This is a genomic window from Aliiroseovarius zhejiangensis (genome assembly GCF_014656375.1).
Classification (GTDB): Bacteria; Pseudomonadota; Alphaproteobacteria; order Rhodobacterales; family Rhodobacteraceae; genus Aliiroseovarius; species Aliiroseovarius zhejiangensis.
Window position 1 is genome coordinate 421,132 of the sequence record NZ_BNCH01000002.1, and the last position, 23,759, is coordinate 444,890.

The following is a 23,759-nucleotide window of genomic DNA, read 5'->3' on the forward strand; positions in this document are numbered from 1 at the left end:
AAATCCTGGGTTTGGACGCCTTTCAGAAAAAATAATTCAGCGCAGAGTGATCCACCTCGCGCCCCTTTCCGTATCCTCGATACAACTTCCAACTGGGATACAGAAAAGGAAACAACATGCTTCGCAGAACCTTTCTTTCGATCACCACCGCCGCGCTTCTGGCCACCCCGGCCATGGCCGACAACCACTCCATGGACATCGTGGACACCGCAGTCGGTGCCGGCAGCTTCACCACGCTGGTCGCCGCGGTTGAGGCCGCAGGCCTGGTCGACACCCTGAAAGGCGAAGGTCCGTTCACCGTATTCGCCCCAACGGACGACGCCTTCGCAGCTTTGCCCGAAGGCACGGTCGAAACGCTGCTTATGCCTGAAAACAAGGATCAGCTGACCGCGATCCTCACGTACCACGTGGTGCCCGGCAAGGTCATGTCCGGTGACATCGCAGGCAAGAGCATGGATGTCGAAACCGTGAATGGCGCCAAGGCCATGGTCGACGCAACCGACGGCGTGAAGATCGACGGCGCGAATGTCGTTCAGGCAGACATCGAGGCCTCGAACGGCGTGATCCACGTGATCGACGCGGTGATCATGCCCAAGTAAGCGAACCCTCTCGCGGAACGAAACCCGGCAGCTGGGACATGCTGCCGGGTTTCTCTTTTGATAAATTGGTCAATGAAAAGACTTTGATGGGTTAATGAAAATCAGTGGCGTAATCGGGTGCAAACTCCGGCCGGTCCTGCAGGTCGGCCCGCGCGATCTTGGTCAGCACGACGACCTTGCCCACAGTCGGGTCGATCACTGAAAACTCCGATGACTGCGCGGCGACGCGCTTGACTGCGACGCCATCCGCTGTCGGCACGGACAGGACCATTCCGCGAACGTCGCCCTCGGCGCTGACCATCAGTTCGGCCACGTGCCCGGCGAAATTGCGTGCCGTGTCATAGACCGGGGCACCCAGGATCGGGTTGAGGTCGTGTTCATAGATGTTCAACCGACCCGCGCTCCGACCCACAAGAACGGGGTCAAAGGCGGCAGGCAGGGCAAGTTCAGGGCGCAGGCCCGAGTTTGGCCCCGTATTGGGCCCCGTATCAGGCAGGGTCTGCAAGGCCATTGCCGACAGGGCCGAGGCGGCGGTGATCGCAAGGGCGATCGGGAACAGTTTTTTAGCTCGTTTCTGTTTCATGGGGGGTCAACGCGGCTCTTGTTAAAAAGTTCCCGGATCGAAACGACACCGATCCGCAGGCGCGTGCGCGTCTGCGCGGGGCGCGATGAACCCAAGCCTGAACCTTGGGCAACCAGCGTTGAAATCCTTAGAGTTTGATTTCAGGCGGACGTTCCCCCTAAGTTAAGATACGGGTGATGATCACGGCGCAAGGATCGTGGCACACCATGGGGGGACAGCATGGAAACATTGACCTTTTCGCTTGAGATGGGTGTCGTCTGCGCAATGCTGGCCTTCACCGTTTTCCTGTTCGTGACCGAAGTCGTACGGATCGATCTGGCCGCCATCCTGATCCTCGTGATCCTGGGCATCCTGAGCTATATCCCCGCCATGTCCAATCTGGCCGAGGTCAGTCACCTGTTTGACGGGTTTGCCTCGAACGCCGTGATTTCGATCATTGCCGTGATGATCGTGGGCGCGGGGCTGGACAAGACCGGGTTGATGAACAAGGTCGCCGCAACGATCATGAAGCGCGGCGGCGCGACCGAGGCGCGCATTCAGCCCATCGTTGCGGCCACCGTGGGCGTGATTTCCAGCTTCATGCAGAATGTGGGCGCGGCGGCGCTGTTTCTGCCGGTGATCAGCCGCATCTCGACCCGCTCGGGCATTCCGCTGAACCGACTGGCGATGCCGATGGGCTTCTGCGCGATCCTTGGCGGCACCATGACGATGGTCGGCTCGTCCCCCTTGATCCTGCTGAACGATCTGATCGAAACCGCGAACACCAGCTTGCCTGACGCGCAGCAAATTCCGGCCTTCGGGCTGTTTTCCGTCACCCCCATCGGCGCGGTTCTGATCCTGAGCGGTATTCTCTATTTCCTGCTGCTGGGGCGCTGGGTGCTGCCCGAGCAGGCCTCGGCCGACCGGGCGTCCGTGGGGCAGGGCATGTCGGCCTATCTGAAGCGGGTCTATGGCATCAAAGCCAATGTGTACGAGGTTGACGTGCCTGCCAATAGCCCGCTGGTTGGGCAAATCCTTGCGGATGTGAACCTTGAAAACAACCTATACATCATCTCGACCTTCTATCGCGGCAAAACCTCGATGGTGCAGGTGCTGACGGCCGAGATCGCCGCCCCGTGCCGGTTGGCGATCATCGGGAAAAAGTCGGTGGTCGAGACATTTGCCAAAAGATACGGACTGTCGATCTTTCCGGAACTCGATGTGTTCGCAGAAGAGTTTGCCCCCACCAATGCAGGCATCGCCGAGATCGTCATCCCCCCTGAAAGCAAGCTGATCGGCAAATCCCCGCGTGAACTTTTGCTGCGCAAGACCTATGGCCTGTCGCTTTTGGCAATTCACCGGGGCGAGGAAACGCTGAGCCATGTGGAAACCGAAGATCACAAGCCCACCGCGATAGGACTGGTGAAGTTTCAGGTGGGTGACATGCTGGTGGCCCATACCCGCTGGGACAACCTGACAAGATTGAAGGAAAACCGGGATTTCGTGATCATCACATCGGACTTCCCGCAAGAGGAATTGCGCCCCCACAAGGTCGGTTGGGCGCTTCTGTTCTTCGCCATCTCGATCTCGATGATCCTGTTCACCGATATTCGCCTGTCTCTTTGCCTGTTGACCGGCGCGGTCGGGATTCTGCTGTCGCGCGTGATCTCGATCGACGAGGCCTATCAGGCGGTCGGCTGGAACACGGTTTTTCTGCTGGCAAGCCTTATTCCACTGGGGCAGGCGGTGCATAACACCGGCACGGCGGAATGGATCGCGCAGCAGATCCTGACGCTTCTTGACGGCTGGCCGCTTTGGTCTTTGCAGACCGGGATTGCGATCCTGGCCACCGCGTTTTCGCTGGTGATGTCGAATGTCGGGGCGACGGTGCTTCTGGTGCCGCTGGCGGTGTCCATCGCGGTCGCCGCCGGGGGGGATCCGGCGCTGTTTGCCCTGACGGTGGCGATCTCCACGTCAAATTCCTTCATCATCCCGACCCATCAGGTGAACGCGCTGATCATGGGGCCGGCAGGCTACAAAGTGAAAGATTTCGTCAAAAGTGGCGGCGTGATGACGGTGATCTTTCTGATCGTGTCGCTGGTCATGTTGAACGTGGTGTTCTAAGCCGTCACTTGCCCTTCCAGACCGGATCGCGTTTTTCGGCAAACGCGCGGGCGCCTTCCAGCTGATCTTCAGACCGATAAAGCCGTTCCACGGTTGCAAACTGGCTTTTTGTGATCCGGTTCATCGCGTCCTGAAACTTCATATCCTCAGCCTCGCGCACAATCTCCTTGATTGCGGCGTTGACGAGCGGCGGGCCAGACGCGATGAGCGCGGCCATCCTGCGTGCCTCGGCCATCAGGTCGGCGGCGGGGTGGATGTGGTTGATCAAGCCCCAGCGCGCGGCCTCGTCCGCGTCCAGCCAACGGCCGGTGAACAGCATCTCCATCGCGATGTGATAGGGGATGCGCTTGGGCAGCTTGATGCTGGCGGCATCGGCCACGGTGCCGGATCGGATTTCAGGCAGGGCGAAACTGGCGTGATCGGCGGCCAAGATGATGTCGGCGGACAGGGCAAGCTCCAACCCGCCGCCGCAGCAGATGCCATTTACCGCAGCAATCACCGGTTTATTCAGCCCGCGCAGCTCCTGCAAGCCGCCAAACCCACCCAACCCGTAATCACCATCAACCGCGTCGCCGTCCGCCGCCGCCTTCAGATCCCAGCCGGGGCAGAAGAATTTTTCGCCCGCGCCGGTGATGATCGCCACGCGCAGGTCGGGGTCATCGCGAAACGCGGTGAATACCTCGCCCATGATGCGGCTGGTGGCCAGATCGATGGCATTGGCCTTGGGGCGGTCCAGCGTGACCTCAAGCACATGGCCGTCGCGGTGGGTCTTGATGGGGGTGTCGGTCATTCAACTGTCTCCTGTTCGGATAAGGGCGTCGGCGGCCACCGCGCGGTCCGCGGTGACGATCAGGGGGTTAATCTCGATCTCATGCGCGGGTGATGCCATGACAAAAGCCTGAACGGCCATCACGGTGTCAAGCACCGCCTCCAGAGCGGCGGGCGCGGTCCCGCGATAACCCTTGAGCAGAGGTGCAATCTTCAGCCGCATCAGGGCGTCGCGCACCTCGGCTCGGGTTGCGGGCACAAGAAGCGACTGGCTGTCCTGCAACAGCTCGGTCAGGATACCACCCGCCGCGACGGTCAGCACAAACCCATGCGCCGGGTCGCGGGTGACGCCGACCAACAGCTCGGCAATGGCGCCGGTGATCATTTCCTCAACCAGAAAGCTGTCGCAGGTCATCGACGTGGCGGCCGCGCGCACTGCATCTTTGTCCGTCAGGTTCAGCTTGACCGCACCTGCTTCGGTCTTGTGGGCCAGCCCTTCGCCCTTCAAAACGACCGGAAAGCCGATGTCGCTGGCCAGCCGGGCAATCTTGTCAGGGCTCTCGGCACGATGGGCGCGCGGAATGGTCACGCCGTGGCGGGACAGAGCCACCTTGGCCTGCGCCTCGCTCAGCGCGCCGGTGCACCGTGGTTCGGCCAGAAACACTGGTTCGGGCCGGGTGTGCGGACGGCCAAGGGCAGCGGCGACCTCGATCGCGTCCATCGCATGGTCAAGACCGCACTGGGGCACGATCCCCTCAGCCACAAGCCGCTGCGCAATCCGCTCGGGCATGTTCTCGGACAACGTGGCAACGATGCCCATCGGCACCCCGCTTGCTGCGTGGGCCTGTTTGACAGTGTCAATCACCACATCCCAAGCCGCCGCCGAGCAGCGATCACCACGCGGAAAGTCGAGCACCACAAACCCAAATCCCAAGTCCGGGGCCATCATGGCGGTGAATGTCTCGGCCATGGCAGGGGCGTTGCCCCAGATATACGTGTGGTAATCCAAAGGGTTGGCCAGCGCGACCATCGGCCCCAAAGCGGCGCGCAAGCGGGCGGCGCGGTCGGTATCCAGCGGTGGAAAGCAGATGCCTTTACCGTGGGCCGCATCTGCGACAAGGCTCGCCTCCCCCCCCGAGCATGACATCGAGGCCACACGATTTGATGCAAGCGGCCCGGCCACATGGACGAGCTTCAATGCCTCAAGAAAGGCGGGCAGAGATGTGACCTGCCCAATGCCAAGGCGCGAAAACAGGGCCCGCGCGCCCGCGTCACTTCCCGCAAGCGATGCCGTGTGCGAAATCGTCGCTGCCCGCGCGTGATCGGACTGCCCGACCTTCAGCGCGATAATCGGCTTGCCCAGCTTGCGTGCCCGCGCCGCCAGATCCTCGAGCGCGCGGATGTCGCCGATCCCTTCGATATGCAAACCCAGCGCGGTGACACGAGGGTCATCCAGCAGGGCCGCACCGATCTGTGCCAACCCGACCTGCGCCTGATTGCCCGCCGTGACCACATAGGCCACGGGCAGACCACGCGTTTGCATGGTCAAATTGATCGCGATGTTCGAGCTCTGGGTGATCAGCGCCACGCCGCTCTGACAGGGGATGCCGCCATGCTGATCCGGCCACAGGGCCACACCGTCCAGATAATTCAGAAACCCATAGCAATTCGGCCCGAGGATCGGCATTTCGCCTGCCGCGCCCAGCAATTCCGCCGCAAGCGACGCCCCTGCGGCACATTCGCTGCTGGCTTCGGCAAAGCCCGAGGCAAAGCAGACCGCACCACCTGCCGTGCGGTCGGATAGGGCGCGGACCACCTCGATCGTCGCGTGCCGATTGACGCCGATGAAGCACGCGTCCGGCGCGGAAGGCAAGGCATCAACTGTCGGGTATGCCGGCAGGTTGCCCACCGTTTCATGTGTGGGGTGCACCGGCCAGATATCGCCCTTGAAACCGACCTTGCGGCATTGTTCAATCACATTTGCACACCAAGCGCCGCCACCAATGACGGCAATCGACCTGGGTCGCAGCAGACGTGAGAGATCAGGTTGCATGATCGCATCCACGGGCGAATGGGTGGATGGTGCGGGGGCGCTGCCCCCCTTGGCCGTTGGCCAATTCCCCCCGGGATATTTCTGGACAGAAGAAGCAACGATTTATTAACCTTGTCCGCGCATAAGGAACGAGCGGTACAGGCGGGGACGCCGATGACCGCGCCAGGAGAAGCACGATCAGGTGTTTCAACGCGCGGGGGGATCCGATGGGTCCTCCTGCGTTTCTTCTGGCTTCAAATATCCTCGCCGAAGGCATTGAATCTCATGCTCCCAGGGGGCGAAACAGGTCGCGACTGATGATGTGGCGCTGGATTTCAGATGTGCCGTCCCAGATGCGCTCGACGCGGGCGTCGCGCCAGAACCGTTCGATCGGGAAGTCGTTCATTAGGCCCATACCACCAAAGATCTGTAGCGTGGTGTCCGTCACGCGGGCCAGCATTTCGGAGGCGTAGAGCTTGGCGGAGGCGATTTCGCGGTTGGCGGGCAGGTTCTGGTCCAGTCGCCACGCGCCGGAGAGGGTCAGCCAATCGGCAGCGTCGATTTCAGTGATCATGTCGGCGACCTGAAAACTGACGCCTTGGAACTTGGCGATGGGTTGGCCGAACTGCTTACGCTCGGCGGCGTACTCTAGCGCCATGTCAAAGCAGCGTCGCGCACGGCCCACGCAGAAGGCCGCCACCGTCAGGCGCGTGGCATAGAGCCATTCATTCATCACCGCAAAGCCGCCATCGACCTCGCCCAGAACCTGCGTATCGGGCAGGCGGCAATTGTCGAAATCAAGGATGCAATTCTTGTAACCTTTATGGCTGACCGAGGCATAGCCGTCGCGCACCTCAAACCCGTTTGTGCTGCGGTCGACCAGAAAGCAGGTGATGCGCTTCTTTGGCACTTTCGGGGTGTCATCGACACCTGTCGCAACGAAAACAATAAAGAAATCAGCATGATCTGCGCCAGAGATGAAGTGTTTTGACCCGTTCAGCACCCAATCGCCGCCATCCCGTACAGCCGAGCATTTCATGCCCCGCACGTCCGATCCGGCGTCCGGTTCGGTCATCGCCAGCGCGTCCATCCTCTCGCCCCGCACGGCGGGCAGCAGGTAGCGGTCACGCTGATCGCCTGTGCAGGCCATCAGGATGTTCTGCGGTCGCCCGAAGAAATGGGTCAGCGCCATTGACCCGCGCCCAAGTTCGCGTTCCACAAGCGTGAAGTCGAGGTGGCTGAGCCCCGCGCCGCCCACCTCTTCAGGGAAGTTGCAGGCATAGAAGCCCAGTTCGATGCATTTTTGCTTGATCTCTTGCCCCAGCTCGTGCGGCACCTGGCCGGTGCGTTCGACGAGTTCTTCGTGCGGGTAAATCTCGTTCTCGACAAAGCTGCGCACGGTCGAGACGATCATGTCCTGTTCTTCCGACAATCCGAAATGCATCAGGTAGTTCCTCTCGCGTGCAGGGTCGCTAGTGTTTCGACGCGGGCTTCCACATCGGCGCGGGGCGGGCAGGATTTGCGCGTGGTCAGGTCCACATGCAGAAGGAACTGGTCGCAGGTGGCCAGAAGGCTGTCGTCAGCTTTGCGGCGCATCTCGTGCCACAGGCGCAGTTTCTTGCCCTCGCCAAGCGTCACTGTGCTGTCGACGTAAACCGCTTCGCCCGCGTGGCATTCATCCAGATACTTGATGTTGGTCTCGGCGGTGAAAAAGCTGAGGCCTGAGCCGATGTAATCCGCATCCGCGCCCACATGCGCCATCACGCGGTCGGCGGCGTCGGAAAACACCTGCCCATAGCGCCCTTCGTTCATGTGGCCATTATAGTCGGTCCAGTCGATGGGCACGTCACGGGCGACGGTGCGCAGGGGGGTGGTATCGGTCATGGCGTGCCACAGGTCCGCTTCGTGGTCGCGGACCACGCGGCCCGCGCCAGACCCCGGACCGCGCGCCTTCAAGGCGCGCAGGATCGACACGAGGTTGTCATCGCGAAGCCGCTCCAATTCGCGGATCGACATATGGCCGGATTGCGCGTCGGATTGGTCTGCGATCAGGTCGACCAATTCGTCGGTGAACTCCGGCACGTCCATCAGTTTGGTCCACGGCCAGGACAGGCAGGGGCCGAACTGCGCCATGAAATGTTTCATCCCCGCTTCGCCACCCGCGACGCGGTAGGTTTCAAACAGGCCCATCTGCGCCCAGCGAAGGCCGAAACCCATGCGGATTGCCTCGTCGATTTCCTCGGTGTTGGCGATGCCGTCCTTGACCAGCCAGAGCGCCTCGCGCCAGACGGCTTCCAGGAAACGGTCGGCGATATGGGCGTCGATTTCCTTGCGGACCTTCAAGGGGAACATGCCGATACCGCTTAGGATGTCGGCGGCGCGGGCGCAGGTGTCGGCGTCGCCTACAAGCTCGATCAATGGCAGAAGATAGACCGGGTTGAACGGATGCGCGACAATCGCACGCGCGCCTTTTTCGTTCAGTTCCGAGGGTTTGAAGCCTGATGTTGACGATCCGATGATCGCCTCGTCGGGGGCGTATTGCATCAGGTCGGCCAGAACCTTGTGCTTCAACTCCAGCCGCTCCGGCACGCTTTCCTGCACCCAGTCGGCACCTGCAACAGATTGGGCCAGATCGCTGTGATAGGTCAGCCTGCCTTCCGGCGGAAGCGCGGTGTCGTAAAGCCCGGGCAGGGCGCGGCGGGCGTTCATCAGAACTTCGCTGATCTTGCGTTCGGCCTCGGGGTCGGGGTCGAACACGGCGACGTCCCATCCGTTCAGCAAAAACCGCGCGGCCCAGCCGCCGCCGATCACGCCGCCGCCGATAATGGCCGCCTTCATTTGGGTGCCCTTTTCACCAGCCCCAGCTTTTCGCGCACTTCGCCAGGGCCAATCACGCGCGCACCCATGGCTTCGATGATACCGCGCGCACGGGTGACAAGCTGTTCGTTGGTCGCAAGCTCGCCCTTGCCCAGCCACAGGTTATCCTCAAGCCCCACGCGCACGTTGCCGCCCGCCAGCACGGCGGCGGCGGCATAGGCCATCTGGTTGCGCCCCAGCGAAAAGGCCGAGAACGTCCAGTCGTCCGGCACATTGTTCACCATCGCCATGAAGGTGTTCAGATCGTCGGGCGCGCCCCACGGCACACCCATGCACAGCTGCACAAGGGCAGGGGCGTCCAGCACGCCTTCTTTCACCAATTCCTTGGCGAACCACAGATGGCCGGTGTCGAATGCCTCGATCTCGGGTTTCACGCCAAGGTCGGTCATCATCTGCCCCATGGCGCGCAACATGCCGGGGGTGTTGGTCATGACATAATCGGCCTCGGCAAAATTCATCGTGCCGCAATCCAGCGTGCAGATTTCGGGCAGGCATTCGGCCACATGGGCCACACGTTCGGCCGCGCCGATCATGTCGGTGCCCGCGTCGTTCACCGGCATCGGCGCATCGGTTGGGCCGAAGGTGATGTCGCCGCCCATGCCGGCGGTCAGGTTCAGGACCACGTCCACATCGGCATCGCGGATGCGGTCCGTGACTTCGCGATAGAGCTTCAGATCGCGCGAGGGGATGCCTGTCTCGGGGTCGCGCACATGGCAATGCACGATGGCGGCACCCGCCTTCGCAGCAGCAATCGCGCTGTCGGCAATCTGTTTGGGGCTGCGCGGCACATGGGGGGATCGGTCCTGCGTGCTGCCCGACCCCGTCACGGCACAGGTGATGAAAACGTCGGTGTTCATGGAGAGCGGCATGGTGTCCTCGGCATCTGGTTCGCGTGTTCATTTATGATGTCCGGGATTGACGGGCGTGTTATGCAGAATTAATCAAAATTATGCAGGTTTGGTCGAAATCCACTCAAAAACCACGCCGTATCGGCTTTTTGCTGTTCGATCGCTTCTCGAATCTGGCGCTTGCCAACCTGTTGGAGCCGTTGCGGGCGGCCAACATGCTTCTGGGTCGGCAGGCCTATGAATGGCAGATCGGTGCGCCGGAGAACGGTGTGGTTCACAGCTCCAGCGGCTTGCCGGTGATGCCGACGGTGCGGCTGTCGGATCTGGGGCCGGGGGATACTCTGTTTGCTGTGGCGAGCTATGATTATCAGGCCCATGCCACGCCGGGCAATGCCAAGACCCTGCGCGTGCTGGCCGGGCGGTTTCAGACCATGGCCGGGGTTGATACAGGGGGCTGGCTTTTGGCGGCGGCGGGGCTGCTGGACGGCGGGCGGGCCACCATCCACTATGACCTGTTGGACGCGTTTGCCGAACGGTTCCCGACAATCGAGGTGGAGCGCGCCCGTTGGGTCAAGGATCGCGACCGGATCACGTGCAGTGGCGGAATGGCGGCCTATGAGCTGGCCTGTGACCTGATCAAGGACGATCACGGCGCAGCGCTTCTGTTAGAAGTCACGCAGCTGTTCATGTCCGACAGCATGACCACGCCCCATGCCCTGACCCGGGTGCGCGGTGACCGCCGGGTCGAGGTCTGCCTGCGCGAGATGGAGGCGCATATCGAAACGCCCCTGACCATCCCGGATCTGGCCCGCCGCTCGGGCTGCCGGTTGCGCGATCTGGAACAGCGATTCGCGCGTCACTTCGGGGCCACGCCCCGGCAGGTCTATCGCCGGTTGCGGCTGAATGCGGCGAAACGGATGCTGGCAGACGGCGGCACCTCGATTGCCGAGGTGGCGCTGCGTGCAGGCTATGGCGATGCGAGCGCCTTTGCCCGCGCCTTTCGTGCTGAGTTTGGCCTGACCCCGCGCGACGCCGCGCGCGATGCCCCGGTTACAACAGCGGCTCGACGCCGATGACCGGGCCGTGCAGCCACAGCAGAAGGGCATAGAGCGCCACGGCAATGCCGACGCGGATCAGGCCGCTTTGCGTGATCGTGATCTCGCGCCGCGTATCGGCCAGCCGTGACCATTCATCCGCACCCAGAATGCGCTTCTTGCGCCGGTCGATGATCCACATTCCCAGAAGGGCAAAACCTGCAAACACCACGAACAGGATCACGTGGGCCAAGTTGCCATTGGGAACCATATGCCCGAACGCCCACAGAAACAGCGCGACCAACAGAGGATGGCGCATCCAGCCGATCAGGCCGGGATTGTCGGGGTCGAAGCGATCATTGTTCGACCCCCCGAAAGACAGTGGATTGGGGCGGCCAAGCGCCAGTGCCGCGATCACGCAGACCAGAAACATCACGGTCAGCGTCACGTGGTTTTGCCACGGCTCCCAATCCCAGAGCCCTACAAAGGGCGCGCGCCCGGCGGCCACGATCACCAACGCCAAGACGGCAATCGACAGAAGCGAGTAAGCGAAGGTGAAGCCCCGCGCGCCCAGCAAGGAGACCAGCCGCGATTTCACCGCTGGGCGGACGGGAATGGAATGGGTCAGGAAAAACACAAGAAACGCCAGGAAATACGCGCCCCATCCGATCATGGTGGCCTCCGATTGATGCTGTTTGCCGAGGGTCTTCTATTACTGATTGTCGGTGCGTGCCAGAAAATGTGCGCAGCCGGACAGTGCGGCATAATCGTCCTCGACCAGACGGACGGAAAAGGCGTTCAGAAATTCGCCAAACCGCCCTTTGTCAGTCATTGCCGCGTCAAACCCGCAGCGGTCAAACCACGGGGCCACCGCGCGGGACATGCCGCCGATCAGATAGATGCCGCCAAAGGGCAGAAGCGTCAGCGCCAGATCACCGGTTACATTGCCCAGGGCGGTGACGAAGGCCCCAATCGCGCGCAAGGCCACGGGGTCGCCCGCATCGGCCTGGGCGAATATCTCGGCCGTGATGGCGGTTTTGCCGTCGCCCGCCCGGTCCGAAGCCCAGGCATAGCACCGCTCCATCCCGCGCCCGGACAGGATGTCTTCGACCCCGACATGGCCCAGCCTGGCCTCGAGGAATTGCGACAGGTCCCACTGGTCTGCCCCGCGCGCGGCGAAGGTCAGGTGCCCGGCCTCGGACGGCGGCACGAACCGGCCCTTGGCGGTCTGAAACACCGGGGCGCAGTTGAACCCGGTGCCCACGCCAATGACCAGCATGGCAGCGTTGGGGTTCTCGTCCGCGCCTTGTTTCAACGTCACCAGATTGTTCGGGTCGATATGCCCCAGCGCATGGCCCTGTGCCTGCAGATCATTCATCACCGCGCCGCGATCCGCCCCTGCGACAAGCGCCAACCGGTCCTTGTCGATGTCCCAATTCAGGTTGGTCAGACGCCCCGCGCCGTCCTTGACAGGGCCAGCGATGGCCACCGCCGCCCGCTTGCAAGCGGGGTGGCCTTGACCGTCCAGATAGGCCGCCAGCAATTGCGGCAATCCGTCATGATCGGCGTTGCGGTGCTTGACGATGCTGTCGGTCAACAGGTCTTTGCCACGGGCAAGGGCGACGCGGGTATTGGTGCCACCCACATCGGCGACAAGCGAAAGGGAAGTCATGGGCGCGTCAGGGCCTTTCTGAGTGCATGATAGGACGCCTTGGGCGTGCGTGTCAGGGTCTCGAAATCAACATGGACCAGCCCGAAACGCGGCGCATAGCCCAAGGCCCATTCATAATTGTCCAGAAGCGACCAGGTAAAGTAGCCTTTGACCGGGACGCCTCCTGCGATGGCATCCTGCACCACACGCATATGATCGGCCAGATAGGCGATGCGGTCGGGGTCATGGGTCGGATCGCCTTGGCGCTCCACCAGCCCGGCCATCCCGTTTTCGGTGACATAGATGGGCAGGGATCCGGTGTACTCCGGCACCGTTTTAAGGAAATGGGCCAGCCCGTCCGGATAAACCTCCCACCCCATGGCGGTCTTGGGCAGGGGGCCGTCATGCTCGCGCGTTGCGGGCCAAGGGGCAGAGGGGTCATCCACCGGGCCATAGATCTTGCGGGTGTAGTAGTTCACGCCAATCCAGTCGATGGGCGCCGTGATAGAGGCGAAATCATCCTGCCAGCCGGGGGGAAGATACGGTTCGATCCCCTCCAGCACCTCGGTCGGATAGGTGCCTTTTGTGATGCCCGACAGGAAGAACCGGTTGTAGATCGCGTCCTGCACCAGTGCGGCGCGCTGCGCGCCCGCGCTGTCATCGACAGGGGCGGCAAATTCCATGTTGCAGACCGCGCCCAGGTTGGACATGCCCAACCCGCGCATCACCTCGATCGCGCGGCCATGGGCCAGAAGAACATGGTGCATGGCGCGGGCGGTGGCGCGGATATCGCGCAGGCCGGGGGCATGGTGGCCCTCAAAATGGCTGAGCCATGACACGCACCAAGGTTCGTTGATGGGCGCGGCGGACCAGACCCGATCTCCGATGCGCGACATGATAATTTCGGTGAAATCGGCAAACCAACTTGCAATATCGCGATTGCGCCAGCCGCCCAGATCAGACAGCGGCGAGGGCAGTTCCCAGTGATACAGCGTCACGGCGGGTTTGATGCCACGTTCCAACATCCCGTCCACCAGCCGGTCATAGAAATCCAGCCCTGCCGGGTTGGGGGTGCCACGCCCCTCGGGCAGCACCCGCGCCCAGGAGGTCGAGAAGCGGTAAACGTCGAACCCGGCGCCCTTCACAAGATCCAGATCCTTGGCCCACAGGTCCAGATGTCCACAGGCCACGGCCCCGTTTTCAGCCCCGGCGACATTGCCGGGTGTGGCGGCGAAATCATCCCAATGGGTGCGCCCGGCACCGCCCTTGGCATGGCCTTCGATCTGATAGGCCGAGGTGGCGGTGCCAAACAGGAAGTCACTTGGAAAATCAGTGCGATGTGGCAGCATCTTCATGTCTTTCTGGGGTATATGGCCTTGTGGTCAGCCGGTTTCCATCCGAAGCGGCGCGGCGGGGCCGGTCGACCGCCCCAGGGTCAGGTCGGCCTCAAGCAGGATGTCGCGGGGGGTGTCCTTCCCTTCGATGATATCGACCAGCATGCGCGCCGCCTTGCGCCCGGCCTCGCGCACCGAGGACCGTGTGGCGGTATAGACAGGAATGTCGGCCCCGTTCCGAAAATAGCTGAGTTCATCATCATGGGTGATCAGCGACACGTCGCGCCCCATGCGCAACCCCATCTCCTCGATCCCGCGCCGCACACCAATGGCGGAGATCATCGAACTGACCAGAATGGCGGTCGGCGGGTGCGGCTGAGCCAGAAGCCCGCGGGTGATATCATGGCCCTGTGCCTCGGTCATTTCGCCTGCAAACATCAGGTCTGCGTCAGGGGCGATGCCGCGTGCGGTCAGCGCCGCCTCGTATCCCGCGCGGCGGCGGATGGCGAAATCCATATGTTCCAGCCCGTTGACCAGCGCGATGCGCCGATGCCCCAGATCCAGCAAAAACTCGGTGGCCCGCTGAAAGGCGCGTGTGTTGTTCACGTCCACCCAGGCATAGGGCGCATCCATCTCTGAACTGCGCCCGTGGACGACGAAAGGCAGGCCAAGCGCATTCAGAAGAGGGATGCGCGGATCGGTCAGGGTGGGGGCATGCAGGATGATGCCATCCACGTTTCGCTTGGTCAGAAAACTGCGATAGGCGGCTTCTTCGTCGGCATCGGGGACGACGGATAGCAGCATGTCATAGCCGTTGCGGGAATAAACCTCGCCCGCGCCCGCGATGAAGTCACCGAAAACGGGATTCACCATTTCGTGCTTGGCGCTGATCGGGATCACGTGCCCGATCGCCATGGCGCGCCCGGTGGCCAGAGACCTTGCCCGCGTGTTGGGCGCATAACCATGTTCGCGCGCCGCGGCGGCGACCCGTTTGCGCGTGGCTTCCGACACTTCAGGATAGCCGTTCAGCGCGCGGCTGACGGTGGTCGGGGACAAGCCCAGAAGATCGGACAGTTCTTTCAGGGTCATGGGTCGGGCGCGACGCTCCAAAGCGGTTTGAGTACCCGTCAGGTTAGCGAGCCGAAGGACAGCGGTCAAAGAAAGTTTGACGAACTGACATTAAAACAAGCAATTTCTTCTGGGAGTTCGTTTGCGCTAACATCAATGTTGACAGGTTGGGGGGTTCTGCGCAACCTTGGGATATTCAAAGCGGTTTGGAAAGATTGCGAATCTGCTTTCCGTCCGGTTTGGTGAATTCACCAGGCGCAGCAGGCGCCGGGGCCGCGGGGCGGTCTCAAAAACCTGGCAGGTCCGGTCGGACCATTGGGAGGACAAATGAAACACGTATTCTACGCAAGCGCGGCAGCGTTGGCGCTGTCGGCAGGCATGGCGCAGGCTGACCAGCATCTGAAATTCGCACCCGGTGAAGGGGCGTTCAGTTGGGACAGTTTCGAAGCCCTGAAATCCATGGATCTTTCAGGTGAAGAAATCTCGATCCTTGGTCCTTGGCTGGGGCCGGACAAGGAGCTGATTGAAAGCGTCGTTCACTATTTTGAAGAGGCCACCGGCGCGGATGTGGAATATTCCGGTTCGGACAGTTTCGAGCAGCAGATTGTGATTGATGCCGAGGCGGGCAGCCCGCCCAATATCGCGATCTTCCCGCAGCCCGGTCTGGCGGCGGATCTGGCCTCGAAAGGCCTGTTGGCGCCGTTGCCCGCAGAAACCGCCGACTGGATTCGCGACAATTATGCCGCCGGGCAAAGCTGGGTCGATCTGGGCACCTATGCGGGGGCCGACGGGGCCGAGGCGCTGTACGGCTTCTTCTACAAGGTCGATGTGAAGTCTTTGGTTTGGTATGTGCCCGAAAACTTCGAGGATGCAGGCTATGACGTGCCGCAGACGATGGAAGAGCTGAAGGCGCTGACTGATCAGATCGTTGCCGATGGCGAAACGCCCTGGTGCATCGGGCTGGGGTCAGGCGGCGCCACGGGCTGGCCCGCGACCGACTGGGTCGAGGATATGATGCTGCGCATCAACACGCCCGAGGACTATGACGCCTGGACGACGAACGAACTGCCCTTCGATGACCCCAAGGTGATCGCCGCGATCGAAGAGTTCGGCGCCTTTGCCCGCAATGACGATTACGTGTCGGGCGGGGCGGGTGCCGTGGCGACGACCGATTTCCGTGACAGCCCGCAGGGCCTCTTTGCCTCGCCGCCGCAGTGCTACATGCACCGTCAGGCCAGCTTCATCCCGACCTTCTTCCCGGAAGGCACCGAAGTGGGTGTGGATGCCGATTTCTTCTATTTCCCGGCCTATGCGGAAAAAGATCTGGGCAAGCCCGTTCTGGGCGCGGGCACCGTCTGGGCGATCACCAACGATTCCAAGGGTGCGCAGGCCTTCATGGAGTTCCTGAAATCCCCCATCGCGCATGAAGTATGGATGGCGCAAAAGGGCTTCCTGACCCCGCATACCGGCGTCAACACCGAGGTCTATACCGACCCGACGGTGGCCAAGATGAATGGCATCCTGCTGAACGCCGACACATTCCGGTTTGATGGGTCCGACCTGATGCCGGGGGCCATTGGCGCCGGTGTGTTCTGGACGGGTATGGTGGATTACGCCGGTGGCAAGGACGCAGCCGAGGTGGCCGCGTCGATCCAGTCAACCTGGGAGTCGATCAAGTAACCTTTCAAACGCATATCCCCGGCGCCTGAACTGGTGCCGGGGATCACTAGGTTTCGCACCGCCGGGCGGTGACAGGGGGGACTATGGACCAGTTGCTTTTCGCGGTTTCAACCATCATCGTGGGCGTCTTCGGTTGCGTCGCCTATTTCTATTTCTCGAACATTTTGCTGGACCGGATCTATCCCGCCAAAGGGCCGAATGCAGGGGCAAATATCAACAAGGCCAATGCCATCCGGCCCTGGTTGTTCGTGTTGCCCGCTCTGCTGGTTCTGTCGCTGTATCTTGTCTATCCGGTGTTTTCGACGTTCTTTCTGTCGATGCGGGATACGCGGGGGGAGTTCGTCGGCGTAGACAATTATGTCTGGCTGGCCGGCGACGACAAGTTTCGCGAAAGCCTAGGGAACAACCTTCTGTGGCTGGTGATCGTGCCGGCGGCATCGACCTTCTTCGGGCTGGTTGCGGCCGGGCTCACAGACCGGATCAAGTGGGGGTCGGTCGCGCAAAGTCTGATCTTCATGCCGATGGCGATCAGCTTCGTCGGCGCCTCGGTCATCTGGAAATTCATCTATGACTATCGCGGAGACAATCAGGGCGAACAGATCGGCCTTTTGAATGCGATTGTCGAAGGGCTGGGCGGCACCGCGCAAACCTGGATCACCATGCCGTTTTGGAACAACATTTTCCTGATGATCATCCTGATCTGGATCCAGACGGGGTTCGCCATGGTGATCCTGTCCGCCGCGCTGAAGGGGATCAGCGAAGAAACCATCGAAGCAGCCTATCTGGACGGGGCCTCGCCCTTGCAGATTTTCTTCAAGATCAAGATCCCGCAGATCTGGGGCACCATCGCGGTGGTCTGGACCACGATCACCGTCACCGTGTTGAAAGTGTTCGACATCGTGTTTGCCATGACCAACGGCCAATGGGGCACGCAGGTTCTGGCCAACCTCATGTATGACTGGATGTTCCGTGGCTCGCCCGATTTCGGGCGCGGGTCAGCCATTGTCATGGTGATCATGGTGTTGGTGACGCCGGTGATGATCTGGAACATCTCGAACGCACATAAGGAGAACCGCTGATGGAAATGGCTGGCACTAAATCCCGCCTGACATGGGCGGTCAACCTGGCCGTCGGGTTTCTGGTCCTTTTGTGGATCATTCCCACCTTCGGCCTTCTGGTAAGTTCGTTTCGCGACCGTGATGCGATTTCGACCTCGGGCTGGTGGACGGCGCTGTCGGCGTCCGAGCAAAACGTCATCGTGCGGGCGGATGCGCCCGACAATGCCAGGCCGGACGGCGCGGTCTGGGTTCTGACCGGCAATGTTTTCGACAGTGGCAGCGGCAATGTCACCGCATTCGGCATCACATCGCGCGAACCGGAAGCTTTCGCCCCCGGCGAGGTTGCGACCCATGCCCGCGGCCATCAGATCACCGTCGAGGCCAATGGCGATTACCGCATCACCTATCCCGAAGAGCCGTCCGGCAATCGCGGCCAACGTCTGTTCGTACGTGCAGAAAGTCCGCCCAGCTTCACCCTGGACAATTACCGCGAGGTGATGTTTGCCGAAGGCATGGGCAAGGCGCTGTTGAACACGCTGACGGTGACCATTCCCGCGACCATCATCCCCATTCTGGTCGCTGCCTTCGCGGCTTACGCGCTGGCGTGGATGGAAATGCCGGGCCGGGCGCTGTTGATTGCCGCGATCGTGGGGCTTCTGGTGGTGCCGCTACAGGTGGCGTTCATCCCGCTTCTGAAACTTCACAACAATATCGGGATCGGCAAGGGATATCTGGGCATCTGGCTGGCCCATACCGGGTTTGGCTTGCCGCTTGCGGTGTTTTTGCTTCGAAACTACATGGCCGGGTTGCCGGGTGAAATCATCGAAAGCGCGCGCGTCGACGGCGCGTCGGATTTCGCGATCTTCCGCAAGATCATCCTGCCGCTCAGCTTCCCGGCGCTGGCGTCCTTTGCGATCTTTCAGTTCCTGTGGGTCTGGAACGACCTGCTGGTGGCCAAGGTGTTCCTGGGCACCGGCGAGGATCAGGTCGTGATGACCGGGCGCATTGTCGATCTGCTGGGGTCACGCGGGGGGGATTGGGAAATCCTGGCGGCCTCGGCCTTTGTGTCGATCGCGGTGCCGATCGCGGTCTTTTTCTCACTGCAACGCTATCTTGTGCGCGGTCTGTTGGCCGGCTCGGTCAAAGGGGGCTGAGACATGAATGCAAACGTCGCGAAATGCGATCTGGTCCATCTTGAAAAATCGCCAGACTGGTGGCGCGGGGCGGTGATCTATCAGATCTATCCGCGCAGCTTTCAGGATGACAGCGGCGATGGCGTTGGCGATCTGAAGGGCATCACGCGCCGCTTGCCCTATATCGCGTCGTTGGGGGTGGATGCGATCTGGATTTCGCCCTTCTTTACCTCGCCGATGAAGGATTTCGGATATGACGTGTCCGACTATTGTGATGTGGACCCGATGTTCGGCACGCTCGCGGATCTCGAGACCTTGGTGCAATCGGCCCATGGGCTGGGTTTGAAAGTGATGATCGACCTGGTGCTGAGCCACAGTTCGGATCAGCACCCATGGTTTGCCGAAAGCCGCGCGGATCGCGATAACGACAAGGCGAACTGGTATGTCTGGGCGGATGCCAGGCCGGACGGCACCCCGCCAAACAACTGGCTGTCGATCTTCGGCGGCCCGGCCTGGACGTGGGACACGCGGCGCTGCCAGTATTACCTGCACAATTTCCTTGTGTCGCAACCGGACCTGAATTTCCACGAACCGGCGGTGCAAGAGGCGTTGCTGGATGTCGCCCGGTTCTGGCTGGAACGTGGTGTGGATGGGTTCCGGCTGGACACGATCAACTTCTATACGCACGACGCCCAGTTGCGCGACAATCCACCCTTGCCGCCCGAACGCCGCAACAGCTCGATTGCGCCAGCGGTGAACCCTTACAATCATCAGGAACATATCTACGACAAGAACCGCCCGGAAACACTGGAGTTCCTGCGCAAGCTGCGCGCCGTGATGGACCCTTATGGCGCCGCCGCCGTTGGCGAGGTGGGCGATGCCCAACGCGGGCTGGAGATCATGGGCAAATACACCGCGGGCGACGACCTTGTTCAGATGTGTTATGCGTTCGAGCTATTGTCGGGTGACCGGCCGGATGCCACCAGCATCGCCGCTTTGATGGATCGGGTGGCAGAGGTGGCGCGGGACGGCTGGGCCTGCTGGGCCTATTCCAATCACGATGTGGTGCGCCACGCGACGCGCTGGAACCTGACGGAAGAGGCGCAAAAACTCTTTGCAACGCTTTTGATGTGCCTGCGCGGGTCGGCGTGTCTGTATCAGGGCGAGGAACTGGGTCTGACCGAGGCCGAACTGTCCTTTGACGACCTGCAAGACCCCTATGGGATCGAGTTCTGGCCCGAATTCAAGGGCCGCGATGGCTGCCGCACCCCGATGGTGTGGGAGGCGTCGAACAGTCAGGGCGGCTTCACCACGTCGGTCAGACCATGGCTTCCGGTCGCGTCGGACCATCTGCGCCGCGCGGTGGCTGTTGCAGACGAAACCCCCGGATCGCTTCTACATCACTACCGCCGCGCGATTGCGCTCAGGCGGGCGCATCCCGCGCTGGCAAAGGGCGCCATGGAGGCGATGCGCGTGGAAGGCACGGCGCTGAGCTTCCTGCGACGGGCAGGGGATCAGGTGCTTTGGTGCGCGTTCAACCTTGGCGACACGGATCAGACCGTGACCCCGCCCGAAGGCGCATGGGCGGCGGTGGATGGAACGCAGACCACGCTGACGGCGCGCGCGCCTGTGACGCTGGGTGCCTGGCAGTCGCTGGTGATGAAACCCGAGGGAGACAAGTAAATGGCCAATCTGACACTGACCAATGTCGTCAAGACCTATGGCAAGGTGAATGTCCTTCGCGACATCAACCTGGACATCTCGACCGGAGAGTTGATCGTGTTCGTCGGCCCCTCGGGTTGCGGCAAGTCCACCCTGCTGCGGATGATCGCGGGGCTTGAGAAGATCACCGATGGCACGCTGCAGATCGACGGCGAGGTGGTCAACGACGTGCCCCCCAGCCAGCGCGGCATTGCGATGGTGTTCCAGTCCTATGCGCTGTATCCGCATATGACCGTGCGCGACAACATGGCTTTTGCGCTGAACATCGCCAAGAAACCGAAGGCCGAGATCGACGCGGCGGTCGATCGCGCGGCAAAGGCGCTGCAACTTGACCCGTATCTGGACCGCCTGCCCAAGGCGTTGTCCGGCGGGCAACGGCAACGGGTTGCCATCGGGCGGGCCATCGTGCGTGACCCGAAGGTCTATCTGTTCGACGAACCGCTTTCGAATCTCGACGCCGCTTTGCGGGTGGCGACCCGGATCGAGATCTCGCAACTGAAAGAGGCGATGCCCGAAAGCACGATGATATATGTGACCCATGATCAGGTCGAGGCGATGACCCTGGCTGACCGGATCGTGGTGCTGGCCAACAAGGGCATCGCGCAGGTGGGCAGCCCGCTGGAGCTTTACGAACGTCCCCGCACAGAATTTGTTGCCCAGTTCATCGGATCGCCCGCCATGAACCTTTTGCCCGGCACGATCACCGCCACCGGCCCGCAGACCGAGGTCACGCTGGACGCGGGCGGCGTGGGCAGGGCGGATATTGCCACCACCGAAGCCGACATGGGCAAACAGGTCAATCTGGGCGTCCGGCCTGAAGACCTGGTGCAGACCGATGGCGACGCGATTTTCACCGGGAAGGTCGAAATTGTCGAAGCCCTGGGCGAGGTCACGCTGTTGTACCTGCCCGCGAAAATGTCGGTGGGCGAGGGCGCGGACAGCGCCAATCAGACCCACCTGCTTGCCAAATTGCCGGGGATTCACGAGCAGTTGAAAGGTCAGACCGTGAGCCTGACGGCGGACCCCTCGAAGCTGCAGATTTTCCATGACGGGGTGACGATGCGCGGTTGAGTTTTGCACCCGCGGCCTGCGCGCGCATCTTGCCCATCCGCGCCCCTGTTGATATTGCGGGGGACAGGTTTTCGGACAAGGGACGCACCCATGCGGGCAGAGGCTCAGAACAACGTAGAAGCCATCGAAAAATCCCTGGCGCTGTTGCGCCAGCGGATCGGTTGGGACACGGCCGAACATCGGTTGGAGGAATTCAACGCGATGACCGAAGACCCGGATCTGTGGAACGACCCCGACCGCGCGCAGAAGCTCATGCGCGAACGGCAGGCGCTTCTGGATTCCGTCAACAGTTACAAGGTCATGGCACAGGATCTTCAGGACAATATCGACCTGATCGAACTGGGCGAAATGGAAGAGGACACCGAGGTCGTGGCGGATGCCGAAGCCGCTCTGGCCAAGCTGGTCGAAAAAGCCGCCGCCGCCGAGCTGGAGGCGCTTCTGGACGGCGAAGCCGACAGCAATGACACGTTTCTGGAAATCAACGCGGGTGCCGGTGGCACGGAAAGCTGCGACTGGGCGTCGATGCTGGCGCGGATGTATGTCCGTTGGGCCGAAAAGCACGGCTATAAGGTCGAGCTGCAATCGGAAAGCGCAGGGGACGAAGCGGGGATCAAATCCGCCGCCTACAAGATTTCCGGGCACAATGCCTATGGCTGGCTGAAATCGGAAAGCGGCGTGCACCGGCTGGTGCGCATCTCGCCCTATGATTCAGCGGCCAAGCGGCACACGTCGTTCAGCTCGGTCTGGGTCTATCCGGTGGTGGACGACAATATCGAGATCGAGGTGAACCCGTCCGACATCCGCATCGACACCTACCGGTCATCCGGCGCGGGCGGGCAGCACGTGAACACGACCGATTCCGCTGTGCGGATCACCCACCTGCCCACCGGGATCGTCACCACCAGTTCGGAAAAATCCCAGCACCAGAACCGCGACATCGCCATGAAGGCGCTGAAATCGCGGCTCTATCAGATGGAACTGGATCGCCGCAACGCCGCGATCAACGAAGCGCATGAAAACAAGGGTGATGCGGGCTGGGGCAACCAGATCCGGTCCTATGTGCTGCAACCTTACCAGATGGTGAAAGACCTGCGCACGGGGCACGAAACCTCGGACACCAAAGGTGTGCTGGACGGCGATCTGGATGCGTTCATGGCCGCCGTTCTGGCGCAGGATGTGGCCGGGAAATCGCGGGCCGAGGCGAATTTGGACGACTGATATAAGGCGAATGCCGGTGATGGATCAGCCGTCGATCCGCGCCGCCATGATCGCGATGGCCTGCTGATAGACGCTGGCCGCGTTCCATTCCTTGATCACGCGAAAATTGGGTTGGCCCTGTTGATACCCCTTACCGGGTTTCCAGCCCTTCTTGCGCAGGAAATTTGCGGTCGAGGCCAACGCATCGGCAAGGTTGTAAAGGTCCACGCGCCCATCCCCCGATGCGTCGATGCCATAGGAATAGGCATTGCCCGGCAGGAACTGCGTATGGCCCAGCTCTCCATGCTTTGCGCCGCGCGTATTGGCGGTGATCGTGCCCCGGTCAACCAGCTTCAGCGCCCCGATGGCATGGGGAATGAAAAACTGCGGTCGGCGGCAATCATAGGCCAGCGTGGTGATCGCCGAGACCACGGGCGTGTCGCCCATGAAGCCGCCAAACCCCGTTTCCATCCCGTGAATGGCCAGAAGCACCCCGGCAGGCACACCGAAGTGTTTTTCCAGCGACTGATAGAAGCCCGGATTGCCGGCCTTTCGCTTGCGGCCCTGCGCGACGATCGTGTCGGCCCCGCGCACCGACATGAACTTGGACAGGGAATACTTGAACGACTTCTGGTTGCGGTCGGCGCGGATCGTCGCGGTGGAATATTGCGCCGAGGCCAGCGCCTGCAACCCGCGCTGTCCAACACCGGCGGCCTTGGCGTCTTTGGCAAAATCGGCCTTCCAGCGTTCAAACCCGCTGGCGTTGTTTCCGCAGGGGGCGCCTGCGGCCATCGCGGCGCTGAGTGTCAGCGCAGAGCCCGCAATAATGAGAGTTTTGAAAACAGACATAAATTCAATCCTTCGTTCGGCTTGGCCGAGTGTATGACATTTGAAGTTTGGGTAAAGGCTTTGCGTTCACCATCACAACACGAAACGCGGCGATCCCGTGCCGCGAACGCGCCGTGAAACACATTAACACATTCAGAATCTTGACGGATCGT

General features: G+C 61.6%; 20 protein-coding genes. 9 read left to right on the forward strand and 11 right to left on the reverse strand.

Translation table 11 applies throughout. The features are described from left to right. Nucleotides 1-116: 116 nt before the first annotated feature. A complete protein-coding gene (locus IE188_RS06775; RefSeq protein ID WP_191285700.1) occupies nt 117-599 on the forward strand; it encodes a fasciclin domain-containing protein in 483 nt (160 codons plus the stop codon). A gap of 91 nt (nt 600-690) precedes the next feature. Here the strand turns inward: IE188_RS06775 and IE188_RS06780 are convergent, their stop codons facing one another. Then, nucleotides 691-1,182, reverse strand: coding sequence for a hypothetical protein (locus IE188_RS06780; protein ID WP_191285701.1), 492 nt, complete (start codon nt 1,180-1,182; stop codon nt 691-693). Between the two features lie 219 nt (nt 1,183-1,401). Between IE188_RS06780 and IE188_RS06785 the strand changes: the two genes are divergently transcribed. Next, nucleotides 1,402-3,285, forward strand: a complete 1,884-nt coding sequence (locus tag IE188_RS06785) for an SLC13 family permease (protein ID WP_191285702.1) — start codon at nt 1,402-1,404, stop codon at nt 3,283-3,285. A 4-nt stretch (nt 3,286-3,289) separates the two neighbouring features. Here IE188_RS06785 and IE188_RS06790 read toward each other — a convergent pair whose 3' ends face one another. The 5 genes from IE188_RS06790 to IE188_RS06810 all read right to left on the reverse strand — a co-directional run bounded on the left by IE188_RS06790 (nt 3,290) and on the right by IE188_RS06810 (nt 9,831). Beyond that, nucleotides 3,290-4,075, reverse strand: a complete 786-nt coding sequence (locus IE188_RS06790) for a carnitinyl-CoA dehydratase (protein WP_191285703.1) — start codon at nt 4,073-4,075, stop codon at nt 3,290-3,292. Further along, nucleotides 4,076-6,106, reverse strand: a complete 2,031-nt coding sequence (locus IE188_RS06795; RefSeq protein WP_191285704.1) for an acetate--CoA ligase family protein — start codon at nt 6,104-6,106, stop codon at nt 4,076-4,078. Between the two features lie 262 nt (nt 6,107-6,368). Beyond that, nucleotides 6,369-7,529 carry an acyl-CoA dehydrogenase family protein gene (locus IE188_RS06800; protein ID WP_191285705.1) on the reverse strand — a complete coding sequence of 387 codons (1,161 nt, stop codon included), beginning with the start codon at nt 7,527-7,529 and terminating at the stop codon, nt 6,369-6,371. Then, nucleotides 7,529-8,923, reverse strand: a complete 1,395-nt coding sequence (locus IE188_RS06805; RefSeq protein ID WP_191285706.1) for a carnitine 3-dehydrogenase — start codon at nt 8,921-8,923, stop codon at nt 7,529-7,531. The genes IE188_RS06800 and IE188_RS06805 overlap by 1 nt, the downstream gene beginning before the upstream one ends. Next, a complete protein-coding gene (locus tag IE188_RS06810; RefSeq protein WP_191285707.1) occupies nt 8,920-9,831 on the reverse strand; it encodes a BKACE family enzyme in 912 nt (303 codons plus the stop codon). The genes IE188_RS06805 and IE188_RS06810 overlap by 4 nt, the downstream gene beginning before the upstream one ends. A gap of 80 nt (nt 9,832-9,911) precedes the next feature. Here IE188_RS06810 and IE188_RS06815 point away from each other — a divergent pair, with 80 nt between their 5' ends. Continuing rightward, nucleotides 9,912-10,886 (forward strand): GlxA family transcriptional regulator, encoded by a 975-nt coding sequence (locus IE188_RS06815; protein WP_191285708.1) that lies wholly within the window; start codon nt 9,912-9,914, stop codon nt 10,884-10,886. Here IE188_RS06815 and IE188_RS06820 read toward each other — a convergent pair. Genes IE188_RS06820 through IE188_RS06835 form a run of 4 tightly spaced genes read right to left on the reverse strand, consistent with a single transcriptional unit; the run spans nt 10,861 to nt 14,939 of the window. After that, nucleotides 10,861-11,517 (reverse strand): NnrU family protein, encoded by a 657-nt coding sequence (locus tag IE188_RS06820; protein WP_191285709.1) that lies wholly within the window; start codon nt 11,515-11,517, stop codon nt 10,861-10,863. The two genes, IE188_RS06815 and IE188_RS06820, sit on opposite strands and share 26 nt — an antisense overlap. Nucleotides 11,518-11,556: 39 nt before the next feature. Further along, entirely contained in the window at nt 11,557-12,516 is a 960-nt protein-coding gene (locus IE188_RS06825) for a glucokinase (protein ID WP_191285710.1), read from the reverse strand. Further along, nucleotides 12,513-13,844 carry a GH1 family beta-glucosidase gene (locus IE188_RS06830; RefSeq protein ID WP_191285711.1) on the reverse strand — a complete coding sequence of 444 codons (1,332 nt, stop codon included), beginning with the start codon at nt 13,842-13,844 and terminating at the stop codon, nt 12,513-12,515. Before IE188_RS06830 ends, IE188_RS06825 begins: the two co-directional genes overlap by 4 nt. Nucleotides 13,845-13,877: 33 nt before the next feature. Beyond that, complete coding sequence (locus IE188_RS06835; RefSeq protein ID WP_268246018.1) at nt 13,878-14,939, reverse strand: LacI family DNA-binding transcriptional regulator; 1,062 nt, start codon at nt 14,937-14,939, stop codon at nt 13,878-13,880. A gap of 285 nt (nt 14,940-15,224) precedes the next feature. Between IE188_RS06835 and IE188_RS06840 the strand changes: the two genes are divergently transcribed. From IE188_RS06840 to prfB, 6 genes are all read left to right on the forward strand, one after another. Beyond that, complete coding sequence (locus tag IE188_RS06840) at nt 15,225-16,577, forward strand: ABC transporter substrate-binding protein (protein ID WP_191285713.1); 1,353 nt, start codon at nt 15,225-15,227, stop codon at nt 16,575-16,577. Between the two features lie 83 nt (nt 16,578-16,660). After that, the gene (locus tag IE188_RS06845; protein ID WP_191285714.1) at nt 16,661-17,656 is read left to right on the forward strand and encodes a carbohydrate ABC transporter permease; all 996 of its coding nucleotides are present in this window, start codon (nt 16,661-16,663) and stop codon (nt 17,654-17,656) included. Further along, nucleotides 17,653-18,789 carry a carbohydrate ABC transporter permease gene (locus IE188_RS06850; RefSeq protein ID WP_191285934.1) on the forward strand — a complete coding sequence of 379 codons (1,137 nt, stop codon included), beginning with the start codon at nt 17,653-17,655 and terminating at the stop codon, nt 18,787-18,789. Before IE188_RS06845 ends, IE188_RS06850 begins: the two co-directional genes overlap by 4 nt. Nucleotides 18,790-18,792: 3 nt before the next feature. Next, nucleotides 18,793-20,451, forward strand: a complete 1,659-nt coding sequence (locus IE188_RS06855) for an alpha-amylase family glycosyl hydrolase (protein WP_191285715.1) — start codon at nt 18,793-18,795, stop codon at nt 20,449-20,451. After that, entirely contained in the window at nt 20,452-21,561 is a 1,110-nt protein-coding gene (locus tag IE188_RS06860) for an ABC transporter ATP-binding protein (protein ID WP_191285716.1), read from the forward strand. It abuts the gene before it with no gap. 90 nt (nt 21,562-21,651) lie between these two features. After that, nucleotides 21,652-22,779 carry a peptide chain release factor 2 gene (gene prfB / locus IE188_RS06865; protein ID WP_191285717.1) on the forward strand — a complete coding sequence of 376 codons (1,128 nt, stop codon included), beginning with the start codon at nt 21,652-21,654 and terminating at the stop codon, nt 22,777-22,779. A 24-nt stretch (nt 22,780-22,803) separates the two neighbouring features. On the opposite strand, the gene IE188_RS06870 is transcribed toward prfB, so the two are convergent. After that, complete coding sequence (locus tag IE188_RS06870; RefSeq protein WP_407648178.1) at nt 22,804-23,607, reverse strand: lytic murein transglycosylase; 804 nt, start codon at nt 23,605-23,607, stop codon at nt 22,804-22,806. Nucleotides 23,608-23,759 lie beyond the last annotated feature (152 nt).

Bases quoted from the DNA above. Each gene is read 5' to 3' on its own strand.
- IE188_RS06775 (WP_191285700.1), top strand. From the start codon at position 117: ATGCTTCGCAGAACCTTTCTTTCGATCACCACCGCCGCGCTTCTGGCC.
- IE188_RS06780 (WP_191285701.1), bottom strand. From the start codon at position 1,182: ATGAAACAGAAACGAGCTAAAAAACTGTTCCCGATCGCCCTTGCGATC.
- IE188_RS06785 (WP_191285702.1), top strand. From the start codon at position 1,402: ATGGAAACATTGACCTTTTCGCTTGAGATGGGTGTCGTCTGCGCAATG.
- IE188_RS06790 (WP_191285703.1), bottom strand. From the start codon at position 4,075: ATGACCGACACCCCCATCAAGACCCACCGCGACGGCCATGTGCTTGAG.
- IE188_RS06795 (WP_191285704.1), bottom strand. From the start codon at position 6,106: ATGCAACCTGATCTCTCACGTCTGCTGCGACCCAGGTCGATTGCCGTC.
- IE188_RS06800 (WP_191285705.1), bottom strand. From the start codon at position 7,529: ATGCATTTCGGATTGTCGGAAGAACAGGACATGATCGTCTCGACCGTG.
- IE188_RS06805 (WP_191285706.1), bottom strand. From the start codon at position 8,923: ATGAAGGCGGCCATTATCGGCGGCGGCGTGATCGGCGGCGGCTGGGCC.
- IE188_RS06810 (WP_191285707.1), bottom strand. From the start codon at position 9,831: ATGCCGCTCTCCATGAACACCGACGTTTTCATCACCTGTGCCGTGACG.
- IE188_RS06815 (WP_191285708.1), top strand. From the start codon at position 9,912: ATGCAGGTTTGGTCGAAATCCACTCAAAAACCACGCCGTATCGGCTTT.
- IE188_RS06820 (WP_191285709.1), bottom strand. From the start codon at position 11,517: ATGATCGGATGGGGCGCGTATTTCCTGGCGTTTCTTGTGTTTTTCCTG.
- IE188_RS06825 (WP_191285710.1), bottom strand. From the start codon at position 12,516: ATGACTTCCCTTTCGCTTGTCGCCGATGTGGGTGGCACCAATACCCGC.
- IE188_RS06830 (WP_191285711.1), bottom strand. From the start codon at position 13,844: ATGCTGCCACATCGCACTGATTTTCCAAGTGACTTCCTGTTTGGCACC.
- IE188_RS06840 (WP_191285713.1), top strand. From the start codon at position 15,225: ATGAAACACGTATTCTACGCAAGCGCGGCAGCGTTGGCGCTGTCGGCA.
- IE188_RS06845 (WP_191285714.1), top strand. From the start codon at position 16,661: ATGGACCAGTTGCTTTTCGCGGTTTCAACCATCATCGTGGGCGTCTTC.
- IE188_RS06855 (WP_191285715.1), top strand. From the start codon at position 18,793: ATGAATGCAAACGTCGCGAAATGCGATCTGGTCCATCTTGAAAAATCG.
- IE188_RS06860 (WP_191285716.1), top strand. From the start codon at position 20,452: ATGGCCAATCTGACACTGACCAATGTCGTCAAGACCTATGGCAAGGTG.
- prfB (WP_191285717.1), top strand. From the start codon at position 21,652: ATGCGGGCAGAGGCTCAGAACAACGTAGAAGCCATCGAAAAATCCCTG.
- IE188_RS06870 (WP_407648178.1), bottom strand. From the start codon at position 23,607: ATGTCTGTTTTCAAAACTCTCATTATTGCGGGCTCTGCGCTGACACTC.